General features: G+C 40.4%; 16 protein-coding genes. 14 read left to right on the top strand and 2 right to left on the bottom strand.

The annotated features are described in order from the left end of the window. Window positions 1–37: 37 nt before the first annotated feature. The 9 genes from BLV55_RS12065 to BLV55_RS12030 all read left to right on the top strand — a co-directional run bounded on the left by BLV55_RS12065 (window position 38) and on the right by BLV55_RS12030 (window position 9,157). Window positions 38–1,228 carry a glycine C-acetyltransferase gene (locus BLV55_RS12065; RefSeq protein WP_093314798.1) on the top strand — a complete coding sequence of 397 codons (1,191 nt, stop codon included), beginning with the start codon at window positions 38–40 and terminating at the stop codon, window positions 1,226–1,228. An 80-nt stretch (window positions 1,229–1,308) separates the two neighbouring features. Further along, complete coding sequence (locus tag BLV55_RS12060) at window positions 1,309–2,472, top strand: dicarboxylate/amino acid:cation symporter (RefSeq protein ID WP_093314796.1); 1,164 nt, start codon at window positions 1,309–1,311, stop codon at window positions 2,470–2,472. 171 nt (window positions 2,473–2,643) lie between these two features. Then, window positions 2,644–3,294 carry an ABC transporter permease gene (locus BLV55_RS14800; protein ID WP_242870122.1) on the top strand — a complete coding sequence of 217 codons (651 nt, stop codon included), beginning with the start codon at window positions 2,644–2,646 and terminating at the stop codon, window positions 3,292–3,294. 1 nt (window position 3,295) lies between these two features. Further along, complete coding sequence (locus BLV55_RS14795) at window positions 3,296–4,276, top strand: glycine betaine ABC transporter substrate-binding protein (RefSeq protein ID WP_242870121.1); 981 nt, start codon at window positions 3,296–3,298, stop codon at window positions 4,274–4,276. Then, a complete protein-coding gene (locus BLV55_RS12050) occupies window positions 4,277–5,104 on the top strand; it encodes an ATP-binding cassette domain-containing protein (protein WP_093314794.1) in 828 nt (275 codons plus the stop codon). It abuts the gene before it with no gap. A 177-nt stretch (window positions 5,105–5,281) separates the two neighbouring features. Beyond that, window positions 5,282–6,463, top strand: a complete 1,182-nt coding sequence (locus tag BLV55_RS12045) for an ABC transporter substrate-binding protein (RefSeq protein WP_207646076.1) — start codon at window positions 5,282–5,284, stop codon at window positions 6,461–6,463. After that, the gene (locus BLV55_RS12040; protein ID WP_093314792.1) at window positions 6,453–7,490 is read left to right on the top strand and encodes a FecCD family ABC transporter permease; all 1,038 of its coding nucleotides are present in this window, start codon (window positions 6,453–6,455) and stop codon (window positions 7,488–7,490) included. The genes BLV55_RS12045 and BLV55_RS12040 overlap by 11 nt, the downstream gene beginning before the upstream one ends. Then, window positions 7,490–8,257: an ABC transporter ATP-binding protein gene (locus tag BLV55_RS12035; protein ID WP_242870125.1), complete on the top strand. Its 768-nt coding sequence runs from the start codon at window positions 7,490–7,492 to the stop codon at window positions 8,255–8,257. The genes BLV55_RS12040 and BLV55_RS12035 overlap by 1 nt, the downstream gene beginning before the upstream one ends. A 3-nt stretch (window positions 8,258–8,260) precedes the next feature. Continuing rightward, the gene (locus BLV55_RS12030; RefSeq protein ID WP_093314788.1) at window positions 8,261–9,157 is read left to right on the top strand and encodes a DMT family transporter; all 897 of its coding nucleotides are present in this window, start codon (window positions 8,261–8,263) and stop codon (window positions 9,155–9,157) included. Here the strand turns inward: BLV55_RS12030 and BLV55_RS12025 are convergent. Continuing rightward, on the bottom strand, window positions 9,130–10,380 hold the full coding sequence (locus tag BLV55_RS12025; protein ID WP_093314786.1) for a sensor histidine kinase: 1,251 nt from the start codon (window positions 10,378–10,380) through the stop codon (window positions 9,130–9,132). The two genes, BLV55_RS12030 and BLV55_RS12025, sit on opposite strands and share 28 nt — an antisense overlap. Further along, window positions 10,343–11,041, bottom strand: coding sequence for a response regulator transcription factor (locus BLV55_RS12020; protein WP_093314784.1), 699 nt, complete (start codon window positions 11,039–11,041; stop codon window positions 10,343–10,345). Before BLV55_RS12020 ends, BLV55_RS12025 begins: the two co-directional genes overlap by 38 nt. A gap of 260 nt (window positions 11,042–11,301) precedes the next feature. On the opposite strand from BLV55_RS12020, the gene BLV55_RS12015 reads away from it, so the two are divergent. From BLV55_RS12015 to BLV55_RS11995, 5 genes are all read left to right on the top strand, one after another. Continuing rightward, complete coding sequence (locus BLV55_RS12015; RefSeq protein ID WP_093314782.1) at window positions 11,302–11,898, top strand: TetR/AcrR family transcriptional regulator; 597 nt, start codon at window positions 11,302–11,304, stop codon at window positions 11,896–11,898. An 85-nt stretch (window positions 11,899–11,983) separates the two neighbouring features. Beyond that, complete coding sequence (locus BLV55_RS12010) at window positions 11,984–13,753, top strand: ABC transporter ATP-binding protein (protein ID WP_093314780.1); 1,770 nt, start codon at window positions 11,984–11,986, stop codon at window positions 13,751–13,753. Continuing rightward, on the top strand, window positions 13,723–15,495 hold the full coding sequence (locus tag BLV55_RS12005; RefSeq protein ID WP_242870120.1) for an ABC transporter ATP-binding protein: 1,773 nt from the start codon (window positions 13,723–13,725) through the stop codon (window positions 15,493–15,495). Before BLV55_RS12010 ends, BLV55_RS12005 begins: the two co-directional genes overlap by 31 nt. A gap of 627 nt (window positions 15,496–16,122) precedes the next feature. After that, on the top strand, window positions 16,123–17,496 hold the full coding sequence (locus tag BLV55_RS12000) for a tyrosine phenol-lyase (protein ID WP_093314778.1): 1,374 nt from the start codon (window positions 16,123–16,125) through the stop codon (window positions 17,494–17,496). Between the two features lie 243 nt (window positions 17,497–17,739). After that, window positions 17,740–18,939, top strand: a complete 1,200-nt coding sequence (locus BLV55_RS11995; protein WP_093314776.1) for an EAL and HDOD domain-containing protein — start codon at window positions 17,740–17,742, stop codon at window positions 18,937–18,939. Window positions 18,940–18,959: the final 20 nt, after the last annotated feature.

The following is an 18,959-nucleotide window of genomic DNA, read 5'->3' as shown; positions in this document are numbered from 1 at the left end:
AACCAAAATAGAATTTGAAATAGAAAGGAAGCGTATGATGTATACAACCGATCAAAAAAAGCATTACAATAATATACTTGCTGAGATAAAAGAGCAGGGACTCTGGAAAGAAGAGCGGATTATATCTGGCCCTCAAGACTCTCGAATCAACACCACCCAGGAAGAAAATGTGATTAATTTATGTGCCAATAACTACCTGGGACTTTCCAGCCATCCACGTGTTATGGAGGCGGCTAAAAGCAGTTATGAGCAATGGGGATATGGCCTTTCCTCTGTAAGGTTTATTTGTGGAACTCAGGCGGTTCATAAAGAGTTGGAAGCCAGCCTGACTTCTTTTCTGGGAACAGAGGATACGATTCTGTATTCCTCTTGCTTCGATGCTAATGGTGGACTCTTTGAAACCATTCTGGGAGAAAAAGATACGATTATCAGTGATGAACTGAATCATGCCAGCATTATTGACGGAATGCGGCTTTGTAAAGCAAAAAAATTAATCTACAAAAACAACAATTTAGAAGATCTGGAAGCTAAACTGAAAGAACGGCAAAAAGATGGGATCACACTGATTGCTACGGATGGCGTTTTTTCCATGGACGGCATTGTGGCGGACCTAAAAGGTATCTGTGATTTAGCGGATCAATACGGAGCCATGGTAATGGTAGATGACAGCCATGCTGTTGGATTTATGGGAAAAAAAGGTCGTGGAACCCATGAGCATTGTGACGTGATGGAGCGAGTGGATATCATCACAGGAACCCTTGGCAAAGCACTGGGAGGCGCCAGTGGCGGTTATACCAGTGGTCGTAAAGAGATCATTGATTTGCTACGCCAGCGTAGCCGTCCTTATCTTTTCTCTAACACCTTAGCGCCGGCCATTGCGGCGGCTTCTTTAGAAGTATTAAAGCTACTTTCTGAGTCTACGGAATATCGGGATCGGGTCCATGAAAATACCCGTTATTTCCGGGAGCGTCTGTCTGAAATTGGCTACACTACCATTCCGGGAGATCATCCGATTGTTCCCGTCATGTTGGGAGACGCTGTATTGGCACAAAAAATGGCGGATGATTTATTAACCCGTGGTTTATACGTGATAGGCTTCTTCTTCCCGGTAGTACCAAAAGGAAAAGCCCGTATCCGAACTCAGATTTCAGCAGCTCATAGTCGTGAAGAGTTGGATCAGGCTTTGGAAGCTTTTCAACAATCCTATGACAAGTTCTTAAAGGCATAATACTGTTTTCTGGCTAATACCACCAGTGAAAGCTGGTGGTTTAAGCAAAATAAAATTATTTTTGAAAGGGGCAAGGAATTATGAAGAACATGGGACTCATTCCCAAACTCATCATCGGTATTATTGTCGGGGTTATTATTGGCCTCACCATGCCGGACCATGTAGGACGTGTGCTTTACACCTTCACACAAATTTTCGGACAACTACTTGGTTACATTGTACCGCTCATCATTATCGGATTTATTATTCCGGGAATTGCTGAGTTAGGCGAAAAGGCAGGGAAATTGTTAGGTGCTACGGCAGCCATTGCTTATGCATCCACAGTGGCAGCTGGTATTGCGGCATTTATTATCTCTAGCCTAATCATTCCAGCCATTGTGACAGAAGGTGTGGTTGCAACAGAATCTACAGGAATTCAACCGATTCTTGAGTTGGATATTCCTCCGATTATGGGTGTTATGACCGCATTGATCACCGCTTTTATTTTTGGCCTGGGAATCAACTTCCTTCGTCATCAAGAAGCGAAAACAACATTGTTTAATTTTATGGAAGAATTCCGTTCCATCATTGTTTTGTTTATTAAAAATGTGATTATTCCATTACTTCCTGTTTATATCGCAGGTATTTTTGCCAACATGGCAGCTGAAGGAGACGCTTTTGCGACTCTAGGTGTATTTGCACAGGTCTTTGTGTTAATTCTTGCGATGCATATTGCTTATTTGATCGCGATTTATTTAGTGGCAGGAATGCGCAGTGGAAAAAATCCATTTACATCTCTGAAAAATATGTTACCAGCCTATGCCACGGCGCTAGGAACCATGTCTAGTGCAGCAACGATTCCGGTAACCTTAAGAAGCGCTAAAACTAATTCTATTTCTGAGCGAGTGGCGGATTTTGTGATTCCTCTATCAGCTACCATTCATCTGGCTGGAAGTACAATGACTTTAGTGGCGTGTTCCGTTGCGGTGTTGGCAATGAATGGATTAAGCCCTAATTTTTCCGAATATTTACCCTTTATTTTATTGTTAGGCGTTACCATGGTTGCGGCACCGGGTGTTCCTGGTGGTGCGGTTATGGCGGCTCTGGGACTGCTTTCTTCTATCCTTGGATTTACAGAAGCACAAATCGGTCTTATGATCGGCCTTTACATGGCGCAGGATAGTTTTGGAACCGCTTGCAACGTTACAGGAGACGGTGCCATTGCTATTATTGTAGACTCTTTTTACAAGAAAGAAACCGCTTAAGAAAAGATAAAACTTCTTTTGTTTTATGGTGGTAAATGAGATCAAAAAACCTATCGATATGAATCGATAGGTTTTTTCTTCTGTGTTTTTTATGGTGAAAGAGAATTAGCCTGTGTGAAACCCAAGGAATCGGGTATTATCTAAAAAGCTTAACAGAGAAGGGGGAGAAGGATGATTTTTCGCATTTTTGCCTTGTATCGGGAACGGTCTTCTTTTTTTGTGGAGCTGTTCATTCAGCATCTATATATAACGATGATTGCCGTTGCTTTCATTACGATCATCGGGCTGACGGTTGGAATCCTGATGACCCGGAATCGTTGGCTGGCAGGCGGAGTTCTCAGAGTCACCAGTTTTTTATATACCATTCCCTCGATCGCCCTCTTTGGCGTATTGGTATCCTTAACGGGAATAGGACTGAAAAGTGCCTTAACCGCCATTGTATTGTATGGACTGCTTCCGATGATCCGCAGCACCTATACCGGTCTAAAAGAAGTGGATAGAGAGGTAGTGGAAGCAGCCGTTGGTATGGGCAGTACTCCCTGGCAATTGCTCTATCGGATTCAGTTGCCCCTGGCCTTTCCAGTGATTTTCAGCGGGTTTCGCACCATGGTGGTGATGACCATCGCTTTGGGAGGAATTGCATCCTTTATTGGTGCCGGAGGCATGGGACGAGCCATTTGGCGCGGTATTTCCACCAATTTTCCGGAAATGACCATTGCTGGAAGTTTGTTAATTGCTGCGTTGGCGATTATGGCTGATTATTTGTTGGAAGCTTTTGAAAAACTGATACGACATCGATTTTTAGGAGAAGGAGGAAAATAAAATGAATCGAATCAAGAAAAAAAATAATAGGCGCAACCTAGAGAGTATTCATTCTTCAAGTAAAGGAAAAGCATCCTATCAAATCATCATCATGGTGCTTATGGTCACGCTGGCAGCAGGATTATTGACAGCTTGCGGTGGGTCTTCGGACAAAGAAGAGGAAGAACCGAAAAAAGTGGTATTGGCCAGCAAGCCGATGACAGAACAATATATTCTGGCAGAAATTCTGACGCTGCTGATCGAAGCAGAAACAGATATTGAAGTGGAACAAACCCTGGGAATCGGCGGAGGGACCTCCAACATTCATCCGGCTATGGAAAATGGTGAAATTGATTTATATCCGGAATATACGGGTACAGGCTGGTTATTTGTATTAAAAGAAGAAGTGCTTCGGGATCCGGATGAGCTCTATGAAGCCGTAAAGACCTCTTATAGGGAAGAATATGGCATTCATTGGTCTGGTCGTTACGGCTTGAATAATACCTACAGCATTGCTGTGACGCCGGAAGCCGCAGAAGCCTATGATTTACAGACGCTTTCCGATCTGGGAGAAGTCAGCTCTGAATTGACTTTTGCCGCTAACGCAGATTTTCTGGAACGAGAGGATGGATATCCGGGACTGGAAGAAACCTATGGTTTCGCCTTCGGGGATATAAAAGAAATAGATATCGGCCTTCGTTACCAGTCGATTCAAAGTGATGATATTGATGCGATTACCGTTTTTTCTACAGATGGTCAGTTACAGGATGCCAATGTAGTATTGCTAGAGGATGATAAAAATTTCTTTGTGTTCTATGATGGCGCTACGCTGATTCGCCAGGAAACCTTGGATGGCTATCCGGAACTGGAAGAGGTTCTGGAAAAGCTAACAGGACTAATTCCAAACGAAGAAATGATTGCTATGAACTATGCCGTAGAAATAAAAAATGAAGATCCAGCCAAAGTGGCTGAAGATTTCTTGCGGGAGAAGGGACTGCTGTAAATGGCTGTCATTGAATTTCAGAAAGTCACAAAAGCCTACGGCGATGAAGGCGATGTGCTGAAGGGACTGGATTTGAAAGTAGAAAAAGGAGAATTTCTCACCCTGTTGGGAGAATCCGGTTGTGGCAAAACCACGTTACTGAAAATCATTAACCGGATGGTTTCTTTTGACACAGGCCATGTTTGGATCAGAGGACGACTACTGAGTGAATGGGATATTGTCACTCTCCGTCGGGAAATTGGATACGTTATTCAGCAAATTGGACTATTCCCTCATATGACGGTGATGAACAACGTGGCCTATGTTCTTTCTCTACAGGATATTCAAAAATCCAAACAACGTCAGCGAGCAGAAGAGTTGGTGGAGCTGGTGGGTCTGCCCCGGGAATTTCTGAATCGTTATCCAAGAGAACTAAGTGGTGGTCAGCGTCAGCGGGTAGGAGTGGCCAGAGCCCTGGCGGCCAGTCCGGAAATTATTCTGATGGACGAACCCTTCGGCGCTGTGGATGAACAAACCCGAAGCCTACTGCAGGATGAATTACTGAAAATCCATCAGCATTTAAAATGCACGATTATCTTTGTAACCCATGACATCCAAGAAGCCGTCAAACTGGGCAGCCGGATTGTGCTGATGAACAAAGGAATTATCGAACAGACGGGAACCAAGGAAGATTTAATCCTTCGACCAGCAAATGATTTCGTTCGTCGTTTTATGGGAATCAAGGGCTTTATGGCATTACTGGATGAAAAGGAAATGAAAGCTCTTTATCAGCAAGTACTGGAGGAAAAGATTAGCCTGGAAGAGGTTTATAGGAGTGTAACGGGTTAACAAATATAAAGGTAAATACAACGATAAAGGCGGAGGCATGATGCTTCTGTCTTTTTTGTGCCTAAAAGAAAAACCTTAAGAAATATTAAGTGATAATGAATATCATTGACCTTTCTCTCTTTTTAGATTAGGCTAAATAGCGAAAGAAAAATAATGACTATTTAGGAGGCGTTAAAAGTGAGAAGACATAAAAAGAAAGGAATCCTAATGATAGGGATAATGATTTGCTTTTTATTATTTGGATGCGGTACAGAGCAGGCAACGATATCAGAAGAAACAGCACAGGAAGCAGAGACGGTTTCCCTAGTGGAAGAAGAGACGAGCCGTGATATTCAGTTTACAGATTTAGCTGGACGTGAAGTGGTGTTGGAAGATGTTGCTGAAAGAGTCTTTTTAGGATTTTATGCCGAAAGCTATTACGCCATTAACGGTAGCTTTGATAACGTGGTATGCATTGCAAAAGGAGAATGGGAAGATTTCTTTAATGCTCAGTATATGGCCTATGAATCAGCCGTGGATCATTTAGAAAATATTATTGATACGGGTTCTGTGTACAAAGGATCCTTCAGCATGGAAGCTACCTTGAGCTTAAAGCCGGATGTGGCCATTTTAGCTCCTTTTCAATATGAGACCTTGGGAGAGAATATTCATAAGCTTGAAGAATCCGGAATCACCGTAGTAGTGGTGGATTATAATGCACAGCAATTGGAAAGTCATCTGGAAAGCACTCAGATTATTGGATTAGTGACAGGTAATGAACAAAGGGCGGCCGAAATTAATAAACTTTATCAAGAATCAGTTTTAGAAGTAATGGAGCGGGTGGAATCACTAACAGAAGACGAAAAGAAAAAGGTGTATGTAGAGTTGGGAAATCTTGGTGCTCAAGAATATGGGAACAGCTATGGACCTTATATGTGGGGTAGTCTTGTGATGATGGCAGGAGGCAATAATATTGCAGCGGATCGCATTGAAAGTTTTGGTGCTTTAAGTCCGGAGTATATTTTGACAGAAAATCCGGAAGTTATCTTTCTGGCAGGATCTCGTTGGGTAAATGATACAGGGAACAGAGTCAAGGTCGGGTTTGATGTGCAGCCGGAAGAAACCATGGAAAGAATTGAGCCCTATACGAAGCGACCAGGCTGGGGAAGGATAAAAGCTATTGAGCAAGGGGATGTTTATGCCGTAGATCATGCAGGGTTAAGAAGTGTGTATGATTTTGTCTATTTACAATTTATCGCAAAATCTATTTATCCGGAATTGTTTGAAGATATTGACCCACTAGAGAATCTTGAGGATTTTTACAAACAATATTTACCAGTTACCCCGGAAGGGACATTTATGGTGAAGTATGAAAGCTAGGGGTGTAGCAACCTATCATCAGATCGCAGGGAAGCGGCGTATTATTTTTGGTGTTACGTTAGTGTCGATCATTATAGTGTTGATGGCAGACCTGATGGTAGGAGCATCTGGAATTGGCTTGCAGGAAGTAATCGAAGGGTTACTAAATGGACCTGGGGGCGACAGTATTCTAACGGCAATTATATGGAACGTTAGACTCCCGATGACATTAATTTGTTTATGCGTAGGTGCTTCTTTGGGTTTGGCCGGTTGCCAGATGCAAACCATTTTATCTAATCCGCTGGCAAGCCCCTATACCTTAGGCGTGTCTTCTGCGGCAGGTTTTGGAGCAGCCATTGCCTTTATTACAGGATTTCCCTTTGGAGGTTCCTTTAGCTGGGTGAATGCACCGGTCATTGCTTTTGTCATGACAATGATTTCAACCTTATCCATTTATTATATCGGTCGTATCAAAGGGATGCAGGCACAATCCATGATTCTCTTTGGGATTGTTATTCACTTTCTTTTTCAAGCACTGCTTTCATTGGTGCAGTTTCGATCGACTCCGGAGGTTGCAGGTCAAATTGTGTACTGGATGTTCGGCAGCCTTTTGAAATCTTCTTGGACAGGGGTATTTGTGAGCGGAGCTATTTTTATGATATGTGCCTTTATTCTGACACGGTACGCATGGCGCCTTACGGCACTTTCCGCAGGAGAAGAAAGAGCGAAAAGCTTAGGGATTGATACTGACCGGTTGCGATTGCACGTTTTTGTAATCAGTGCTTTTTTAACAGCGGGAGCTGTCTCTTTTGTTGGAACAATTGGGTTTGTAGGGCTGGTTTCTCCTCATTTTGCTCGTATGCTGGTAGGGGAAGATCAGCGTTATTTAGCACCCATGGCATCGATGATGGGCGTACTATTGATGGCAGCCGCTTCGATTGTATCGAAAATAGTAGTGCCCGGCATTATTATTCCCATTGGCATCGTAACCGCTTTAATAGGGGTTCCGTTTTTATGCTATATGATTTTAAGGAGGGTGTCCTCGTGATGCAAATGAAGCTTAGTCAAGTAGCCGTTTCTTTTCAGCAAAAAGAAGTACTGAAGTCGGTTTCTGCTGAATTTCGAGGTGGAGAACTGGTAGCGGTTATTGGACCTAATGGAACTGGAAAAACAACATTAATTAAGGCTATTGCAAAATTGAACACCTATCAAGGAAATATTGATATTGTGGATGAGCAAGGAAAAAAAGTGGACAAAAGCCAGATTGCTTATGTTCCTCAAACCAGTTCGATGCAGACAGACTTATCCGTATTTGAAATGGTTTTGCTGGGCAGGGTGAAAGATTTATCCTGGAAAGTAGAATCCGTTCACTTAGAAGCTGTGGCAGATATTTTAGAAAAGTTAGGCTTGGAAGCTTTGAGTTTGCAAGCCTTTTCTAAACTGAGCGGGGGACAAAAACAAATGGTCATTATGGCTCAGGCTCTTGTTTCAAACCCTAAGGTCTTGCTTTTGGATGAGCCTACTAGTGCACTGGACTTAAAACATCAATTACAGGTGTTGGAAATTGCAAAACAGTATTGTACTGAAACTCAGGGAATTACGGTGATTGTTTTACATGATCTGGCTTTAGCTGCTCGTTACAGCGATGAAATGATCCTATTAAACGAAGGGTATGCTGTAAAAAAAGGAAAGCCGGAAGCGGTTTTGGACATAAAACTTCTTGAAAAAGCCTACCAGGTAGAAGTGGATGTCAGCACCAACAGCAGCGGATTCATGACGGTAACGCCAGTGAAACCCAGTAAGGCGGTGGGATAAGTATTGGAAAAGCCTAATACTGGAATTTATTATGCGGTGGCTTCATCATTGACCTTTAGTTTTATGAACGTTCTAGTTAAAGCAACATCGGCCTCTGTTTCTTCCCATCAAATTGTTTTTTTTAGAAGTATCATAGGACTAATAATTGTAAGCATGATTATGAAAAAAGAAAAGATTAGCTTATCAAAGCATAATAGGAAAATCCTCGTTTTAAGAGGCATGCTTGGAGGATTCTATATGATAGCCTACTTTTTGACATTATCAAAACTTCCCTTAATCGACACAATGATTTTAGTAAACTTATCACCATTATTTGTATACATTATTTCTCGTGTGTTGTTGAAAGAAAAAGGTTTGCCGGGAACTAAGATTGCTATTTCTGTTATTATCATCGGAGCGATTACGGCCATTGCTCCTTGGAACTTTACTTCCTTTACCCTGTGGGCCATAGCGGGAATACTGGCTGCTCTTTTTGCAGGTGCATCCGCTGTTAGCATTCGCTATCTTGGACAAGAGGGACATCCATCCACAGAAATTATTTTTTACTTTATGTTGATGGCCAGCATCACATCTTTTCCACTGATGATAAAAGAGTTTGTGTGGCCATCGGTTGACCAATGGATAGCGCTGATTTTTATTGGAGTTATTTCGTTACTGGCACAGATATACTTGACAAGAGCTTTTACTCATGAAAATGCTTTTCTGGTTACGGTTGTACGATATGTGGGCATTGTTTTTAACGGAATCTGGGGATTTCTCCTGTGGAAAGAAGTACCTAGTTCTTTCGTGCTTATTGGTGGAAGCTTTATCATATCAGGCTGCATCCTGCTAAACTATTCAAAAAATCGAGTTGTAAAAACCATATCAAAGGATCACGGGGTTAGTTCAAAAGTTTCATGATGCAAAGGAAACTTTAACGTCGTTGTATACAGAGACCCTATGAGATGGCTTTCGAAAACACCTTTATGAGCGGTCATGATTCGATGACAGGTTTTCAGACCAAGACCAGTGCTTTTGTTTTTCTCTGCGCTGGGGCAACGGTGGTTTCTTTGCTCAAAGACAAGCCATCCATGATCAATATAATTAATTTGTTTGATAGGATAGGAAGGATCCGCATGTTTCATAAGATTTGAAAGCAAGTTATCAAAAAGACGTGTCATCATAAAGTCATCCATCCATATCTCTGCCGGATCATCCGTTAAGCGTTCCTGGATACGATAATGATCCGGCAAAGCACTGGAAACATAAGCTGAGAAATGACGAAACACGTCAACGCCGTTTACTTTCGTAACATGTTCCTTTTGATCTAAGCGGGCAGAAGCGTTGTAATAGTAGAGTGCATCATCAATTAAGTGAAGCAGGTAGTCGGTTTTTGTCAAAGCAGTGGCAGCATACATGGATACTTGAGGCGAGGTGGTTTTCATGAGTTCTAGGTATCCGACAATAGCGGTTAAAGGCGTCTTGAAATCATGGGAAACAGATCCCATGATATCGTCCATCATCTTTTGATATTGCAACGTTGTTGCTTGATGATTAACCAATTGTGCATGTAGTTTCCTGGTTTCATCAATCAAAGGAGAAAGTTTTTTATCGGAACAGGAAAAATCTATGCTTTCCAGCCTTCCCTCCGTTAATGACGTTAACTGACTTTTGATCTGGTCTAAGGATTGTTGCTGTTTTTTAAGGGAAAAGAGAGTAACAAGGATCCATAAGCCTAACACCAAAGCAGCAGCGCCGATAGCGGCTTTATCTCGGTAAACCATATTTGTCAGATAAAGAAATCGAACCGATTGGGATTGGTCAAAAAAATCGATAGTAAAGGTTGCGTGTGGTTGAGAAACAATGTCATAAGAAGAAGATGGAGCCAGTACCAGATAATTTCTTTGATCAGCCCAAACTGTGATACGATAATCATCAGTGCTACGAATTCTTTCGTCCAAAACAAATCGTTGAAAATCAATGGCATAATGGGATAATCTTCTTTCAGCTTGATTGTCGAGCGTGTAAACAGAAGGTATCCATCTGGCTAGAAAATACCATCCAATGAGAAAAAGGAGAATGGTAGCCATCAGTGGAAAAATTACTTTATGAAGGATGGAGTTTTGAATAGTACTTTTTAACATGTTCAAGTTGATACCCCTTTCCCCAGATCGTTCGTATTTGATATGGCAATAAAGGAAAGGCTTCAATCTTTTTTCTTAGTCCACAAATGTGAACCATTACCGTGTTTCTGGATGTTTCCCAGTAGGCCTCCTCCCAGACGGCTTCATAAATCGTCTGTATAGAACAACATTCCTCTACATGAGATGCCAGAAAATGTAAAATACGGTATTCGATATCCGTTAAATGATTGGCCAGCGACTGAACAGAAGAAGGATGATTGCTGGTTGGCTCAGGCGTTTGCTTTCCTTCATAAACAAGGTAGCGTCTAAGAAGCGCATGAACTTTCCATAAAAGAGTCTGTTCTGTGAAGGGTTTGGTAAGGTAGTCATCGGCTCCTGATAGATAACCACTTTGCATATCCTGATGATTGTTTCGAGCGGTTAAAAAAAGCACCGGCATCTGATGAGTTTTTCGAAGGTCGCGACAAATTTCAAACCCGTCTGATTCAGGAAGCATCACATCTAAAACAACTAAATCCCAGAATTGATGCAGAATTTCTTCGTAGGCTTCTTTAGCAGAGTGGACACAAGAACAGTAATAACCAGCCTTTTCAAGCATGGTTTTTAAAATGGTGCAAATATTATGATCATCATCGACGATTAGTATATTGATAGTGGTCATATCCAGTGGCTCCTTATTGAATTATTATTGACGGAAGTCAACAATGAATATCATTTTCCTTTATAATACAATATTTTGTGAAAAAAAGGTAGGGCTGTGAAAAAATAGGGACTGTAGCTGTTTTGGAGGATATTATCCCTTGGCGCAAGAAAACAGAGGTTGACAGGCAAAAAGAAGAAAGCTATAATGAAAATCATTATCAATAAAATATTTTTTTGCATGTGAACCGACGAATGCGTCGGTAAGAGAGGGTGACGTGAGTGAGAAAAACCAGTGAAGAAAGGAAAAAGGAAATTTGGCAGGCAGGGAAAGAAGTGTTTTTAGAAAAAGGTTACGACAAAGCAACCATGGAAGATATCATCAGCCGGACAAGTTTATCTAAAGGTGGATTATACCATTACTATCGCCGGCCAAAGGATATTCTTTTTGACATTATGAGGTATCATAACGAAGCCTATTTGGAAATTGATATCAATCAGAAGATCCTGCAAGAAGAAACTTGTCCACACAAACAGTTGGATAAGCTGTTAGATGCGATTATTGACAAAATGTGCCGACCAACGCCGGAAAGAAAACTTTTTGCCATCTTTATGTCTTTAATTCCGTTTGATCCGGAGGTAGAAGCTGAATATAAGCAATTACAACAATCTTTTCTAAAGGGTCTTTGTCATCGGTTGGCGATAGAAAATAAGGGCGATAAACATCAGCAATTATTGTTTATGAGTCGGTGGATTAACGGTGTTACCTTTTTTCAGAATATCCTACCGGAGCCGGATCGATTGATGAGAAATAAGGATTCATTGCGTAAAATGATGAAAGAAGAGTTAATGCTATTGATGCAAAAGGAAGAAGTGTAAAACTTCTATTAGATAAACAGGATTTTTCTAAGAAGCAAACCTGTATAAAGGAGATTATAAAGGAAATGATAAAGGGAGGAAAAAAATGGATACCTTAGCAAAGTTAAACCCATATATGAAAGGTCGCAGAGGGTTAATGCCGGCAGCCTTGTTTTTAGCCGCTATTAGTTCAATTGCTGGAATTGTACCGTATTTACTGATTTGGTTTATTATTCGAGAACTGTTTACCAATGGATCTTATTATTCTCCTGGTTTGATTCTTATTTTTGCCTGGTGGTCTGTAGGAGCAGCAATTGCCAGCATTGTTCTATACTTTATCGCATTGTCATTTTCGCACTTAACAGCTTTTCGGGTGGAGGTTAATCTGCGTAAGGAAGCGATGCGACGAGTCATAGAAATGCCTTTAGGGTTTTTTAATCAAAATACGACAGGGCGAATCCGCAAAATCATTGATGACAATGCAGGTGTGACCCATGTGTTTCTAGCCCATCAAATGCCAGATTTGGCAGCTACTTTAATGATACCGATCACCATTGTGACATTGATCTTTGTCTTTGATTGGAGATTAGGACTGGCTTGCTTAGCTCCTATTATCATGTCGCTATTTATCATGGGTTTTATGATGGGGAAAAAAGGCAAATATTTTATGGAAAGGTATATGACCTATTTGGAAGATATGAATTCCGAAGCTGTTGAATATGTGCGGGGCATTCCGGTGGTAAAAGTATTCCAGCAAACCGTATTTTCTTTTAAACATTTTCACAAAAGTATTACTGATTATAAGACTATGGTATCAAACTATGCGAAAATGTGGGAAAAACCAATGTCAGCCTATACAGTCATTATCAATAGCTTTGTATTTGTGCTGGTACCAGTAGTAATAATCATCATTAACCATACAGGAAATGTTGAAGCGACTATTCTCAATCTTTTTTTATACATCCTGATCACTCCTACATTAGCACAAAGTATTATGCGGAGTATGCACTTGAATCAAGCCGTTGGACAGGCGAGAGAAGCTATCAACAGAATTGAAAATCTAGTTGATGCAGAAGGATTAGTTGTTTCGAAAACCCCAAAACCAATAGAACGGTACGGTATACAATTGGATCATGTAACCTTTTCTTATCCGGAAAGTAACCAAAAGGCCGTAGAAGATATTTCCTTTGATATAGCGGAAGGTGAGACGGTAGCATTGGTGGGAGGCTCTGGGAGCGGAAAAACAACCATAGCGAGACTGATTCCTCGATTCTGGGATGTTGATCAGGGAGCTGTGATGATTGGTGGGGTAAACGTGAAGGATATTAGCCCTGACGAGCTAATGCAACATGTTTCCTTTGTTTTTCAAAATAATCGTCTTTTCAAGACCAGCCTACTGGAAAATATAACCTATGGAAATCCCTTAGCAAGGATGGAAGCTGTAGAAAAAGCTGTAGAAATGGCACAGTGCAAAGAGATAATTGACAGGCTGCCGGATGGATATCAAACAATGATTGGCAGCCAGGGTACCTATCTTTCAGGAGGTGAGCAGCAACGAATTATTATTGCCAGAGCTATGTTGAAAGATGCACCAATTGTCATTTTGGATGAGGCTACTGCTTTTGCGGATCCGGAGAATGAATATTTGATACAACAAGCTTTTCGAAAACTAACAGAAGGGAAGACGGTTCTCATGATTGCCCATCGATTAAACAGCGTTATTTCGGCTGATAAGATTTTAGTGATGAAAGAAGGAAAAATCGTTGAACAAGGAAATCATCAAACTTTGCTAAAAAAGGAAAATGTATATTCAACTATGTGGGAAGAATATCAAAAGGCCGTGGATTGGAAAATTGGAAAGGAGAAACCATTGTGATTAATGCCGTGAAAAATCGATTTGCTTTGTCTCATCAGGGTGCTCTTGACTTTATTAAAGGGACTGTGTGGTCCATAGTGCTGAATATAGCTTTGATGCTACCGGTAGTATTTACGGTTGTTTTTTTGGAAGAGTACTTAAATATCGCCTTTGGCGCAAGTGATATGAATAATCGTGGAGTGGGATATTATTTATTGCTTGGGATCGGATTTATGGCAATAATGTTTTGGGTGGCTATCTTTCAATATAAAAGCACTTTTGTTAGTATTTATGACGAAAGTGCCAACCGGAGAATAACATTGGCTGAAAAACTTCGAAGATTGCCGCTGGCATTTTTTAGTGGCAAAAACCTGTCAGACCTGACGGCAACCATCATGGAGGACAGTACGGATTTAGAGCATACCTTTTCGCATGCTGTACCGCAGCTGATAGCAACCATCATCAGCGTTCATTTTATGGCTCTTGGACTGATGTTTTATCATTGGCCTCTGGCATTAGCTTTATTGTGGGTAGCGCCTTTTGCGATAGGAATTATCCTGTTATCGAAAAAAATTCAGTTAAGATCCTTTAAGACTGGTTATCGGTTCAAACGAAATGTAAGCGAACAAATACAGGAAGGTTTGGAAACAATCCAGGAAATAAAATCCTACAACAGAGAAAAAACTTACCTAAATAACTTGTACAAAACAATTGATCAATACGAAAGCCAGCTTATACGTGGAGAATTAGTGGTGGGCGGACTTCTTAACATTGCACAAAGTTTTCTGAAGCTGGGACTAGTCAGCGTGATCATTGTAGGAGCAAAATTCATGGCAGCTGGAAGCATAGACCTGTTCACCTATTTAATTTTTTTAATGGTAGCATCACGAATTTATTCTCCTTTGGACATTGTGCTGTCCAATCTGGCAGTCCTATTTTATTTGGATGTTCGTATTAAGCGTATGAGAGAAATGGAAGCATTGCCTGCTCAAAGTGGAAAGACCATTTTTGATCCTGAGAACTATGATATTACCTTCAAAAATGTTGATTTTTCTTATCATAATGAAAAGCAGGTAATAAAGCAGATTTCCTTTACGGCTAAGCAAGGAGAAATAACGGCTTTGGTTGGTCCTTCCGGTGGAGGAAAGAGTACAGCAACAAAACTGGCAGCTCGTTTTTGGGACACAGACAAAGGAAAGATTTTGTTAGGCGGCTATGACATCAAAGACGTTGAACCGGAAACATTGCTGAAAAGCTATTCCGTTGTGTTTCAAGAGGTTGTTTTATTTAATGCTAGCATCAGAGATAATATCAAAATAGGGAAAATGGATGCAACAGAGGAAGAAATAATGAAGGCAGCGAAGTTGGCTCAATGTCACGATTTTGTTCATAAACTTTCAAAAGGATATGACACCGTTGTGGGAGAAAATGGGGAGACTCTTTCTGGAGGAGAGAGACAGCGCATATCAATAGCGAGAGCGCTACTGAAAGACGCACCGATTGTTTTGCTGGATGAAGCTACTGCTTCTCTTGATGCTGAAAATGAAACAAAAATACAAGTCGCTATTTCTGAACTTACTCGCAACAAAACCGTATTAATGATTGCGCATCGTATGCGCACAGTGGCTAATGCTGATAAAATCATTGTTCTGGAAAACGGAAGCATTGTGGAGAGCGGGAATCATGAGGAATTACTTTCAAAAAAAGGCGTTTATTCAACCATGTGGCAAATTCAGCAAGAGAGTCTGGCGTGGAGTGTATAGAAGTGGCGAAAATAAAAGACTATGTGAATCAAACAAGTGATGTTTCGGCAGCAGAGTAGGGATTTAGATAGATGCAGACCCAAAACCATTGTTGCTTTTAACGAATGGTAAATATTCACAGGACTTGTAATCTCTTGTGAATATTTTGTTGTTTAAGGAAAGTTACATCACTAATGTCAGAAATAAAAATGTTACTAACTATATATCGATATTGATAATATTAGGAAAAATGATATTTTTGAGATAATAAATAAGAATACTATAAAATCATTATAATTTTCCTTGTTTTGAAACAAATTTAGAGTTGTCGCGAGAGATGGAAATAAGCAATCCAGTTTTGGCAGATGATCGGCTGGTAGAAAACAAAGAGTAAAATCTTGTGTATGCCAAGATGTTTTTCTTAGGACAATAAATTTTCTAAGTGGGAAAGATTTACTAAATTATTTTAAGTGATAAAATAAAATTGTAAACATTCGCAGAATATGCTATAATTTTAAGAAGATTGATATATTTGCTACAAATTCCTGGCTAAAAAATTCGAGTGATCCGGAAAGAGGGGGGCATAACTGGCCGGAGTGGTAATGTGAAAAGATAACTTACTCTAAAAGAAAGCAAGGTGAATAAGCATTGAATAAATATGTTGCAGAACCTTATAAGGTAAAAGTGGTGGAGCCTATTGCAGTAACCACATGGGAACAGAGAAAAAAAGCAATTGAAGAAGCTGGATACAATACCTTTCTCTTAAGGTCGAAAGACGTTTACATTGATCTGCTGACAGATAGTGGAACAACGGCCATGAGTGACGATCAATGGGCAGGGATGAACCTAGGCGATGAAGCCTATGCCGGTTCGGAAAACTTTTATAATTTACTAAAAGCGGTGAAAGAAGTTTATGGATACGAATATGTAATTCCAACCCATCAAGGTCGGGGAGCGGAAAACCTTCTTTCCCAATTAACCATAAAACCAGGAGATTATATTCCTGGAAATATGTATTTTACAACGACAAGAGCACATCAGGAACTAAATGGTGGCACCTTTAGAGATGTTATTATTGATGAAGCCCATGACTCAGATTCTGAATATCTCTTCAAAGGGAATATTTGTCTGGACAAATTGAAATCCCTCATTGAAGAAGTGGGAGCCGAAAAAATACCTTATATTTGCATGGCAGTGACAGTAAATTTAGCTGGTGGACAACCAGTTTCCATGCAAAATCTTAAAGATGTTTATGCACTGGCAGGCAAACATCATATAAAAGTAATGTTTGATGCAACCCGATGCGTTGAAAATGCCTATTTTATCAAAAAAAGAGAAGCTGGATACGAGAACAAATCCATTGCAGATATTCTGAAGGAAATGATGTCCTATAGTGACGGTTGCACCATGTCCGGCAAGAAAGATTGCCTTGTGAACATCGGCGGATTTTTAGCAGTGAATGATGAAGAATTATATACAAGAGCAACACAGATGGTAGTTATGTACGAAGGCATGCCGTCTTATGGAGGACTGGCTGGCAGAGATATGGAAGCCATGGCTCGAGGAATTTATGAGGCGATAGACTATCACTATATTCATCACAGAATTTCACAAGTCCAGTTTTTAGGAGATAAATTAATCGAAGCAGGAGTTCCAGTAGTACGACCTATTGGAGGACATGCGGTATTTTTAGACGCAAGGAAGTTCTTGCCTCATTTAGAACAGGAAAAGTTTCCAGCCCAAAGCTTAGCGGCAGAAATTTATCTTAAATCAGGTGTAAGAACCATGGAACGTGGCATTGTATCTGCAGGTAGAGATAAAGAGGGCAATCATCACAAACCAGCCCTTGAGCTCGTTAGACTCACCATTCCAAGAAGGGTTTACAGCTACGCACACTTAGAAGTGGTGGCGGACGCCATTATTGACCTTTATCAGGAACGTGAGAAAATAAAAGGGTTAGAATTCGTTTATGAATCACCGGTATTACGATTCTTTACAGCTAGATTTAAGCATGTAGACTAAAAATGAAAATAGAAGAAAAGGCGCCAATATCACAAGAAGGAGTGATGGCGTCTTTTTGCAATATTAAAAGCAAAAGAAACGGGAAAGGTTCAGTGTGTTGACGAAAACAAAAAAGTGTTTTTGAAAAAGAAGTAACTGATTGACTGAAAGAAGTGAGGGTATCTTTAGAAGAAGTAAGGACCTTTTTAGAAGTAAAAAAGAGGGGTGTGCCTAAGTGCATTCAAAAGTTGCGGAGGTGGTAGGATGAACGTATATGCGGCTCGTCAGCCTATTTTTACTAGGAAGGAAGAAGTTTTTGGCTATGAATTGCTGCATCGAAAAACAGAAGAAAATCGGTTTATGGGGACAGACCACACAGAAGCAACGGCAGAACTGATTAACAACACCTTTCTAAGCATTGGTCTACAAGAATATTCCAGTAATAAAAGGCTCTTTATTAACTTCTCCAGAGATTTGATTGTCAGCAAAATCCCTATGCTTTTGCCGAAGGAGTTGATCGTTGTTGAAATACTGGAAGATGTTGAAATAGACAAAGAACTGGTAGAAGCCTGTCAGGAATTAAAGGAAGCAGGATATCTTTTAGCACTGGATGACTTTGTTTTTCGAGAAGGTTATGAAGAACTGATTCCTTTGGCAAGCATTATTAAAACGGAATATGGCAGCTATTCGCCGGCAGAACATCAAAAACTGGTTCAGCAGTATGGAAACAAAATATTGTTGGTGGAAAGAGTGGAAACAAGAGAGGAATTTGATGAGTTGGCAGGGTATGGATACCATCTTTTTCAGGGCTTCTTTTTCAGTAAACCTATTATGATGAAAGGGAAGGAAGTACAACCTTTTAATCCAGTCTTATTACAGGTGATTGAAGAACTCAATAAAGAAGATCCTCACTATGATCTGATTGCACAAAAAATAGAGAATGACCTTTCACTGACCTATAAATTTTTAAAACTGGCTAACACCATCCAATTTGGTTCGAAGTTTCCTGTTGATACAGCGAAGGAAGCCATGGTCAGGATTGGGCTGGAAAGCATACGGAAATGGATCTACATTTTGATGTTACAGGATGTAAAATTCAACCAAAATAGTGAAATGATTACCAATAGCCTGATTCGAGCAAAGATGATGGAAATGATTGCTGAGCATCAAAAGAACAAAAAAAGCCACTTCTTTTTGGCTGGCCTGTTTTCTGAACTAGATGCCATCACGGGTAAGTCCTTTGAAATTCTGGCAGAAGAATTGCCCTTGTCTCCTGAAGTTGAAAAGGCGTTGCTTCGAAAAGGTGGTAAAGTGATGGAAATGCTTCATTTCATTTTGAACTTTGAGAAGGGAAAGTTGGTCAGTCGGGATGATATGTTGAAAAATGGGAAAGAAGAACTGAATCTGTCTGATGTATATCAGCATTCCATTGAATGGTCCAATAAACTATTGGAACTGAAATAAAAAAGCGTCAAGGATAATAC

This window comes from Tindallia californiensis, assembly GCF_900107405.1.
GTDB classification, from domain to species: Bacteria; Bacillota; Clostridia; order Peptostreptococcales; family Tindalliaceae; genus Tindallia; species Tindallia californiensis.
Note: the sequence above shows the minus strand (reverse complement) of the source record. Positions and strands in the feature narration are given on the sequence as shown.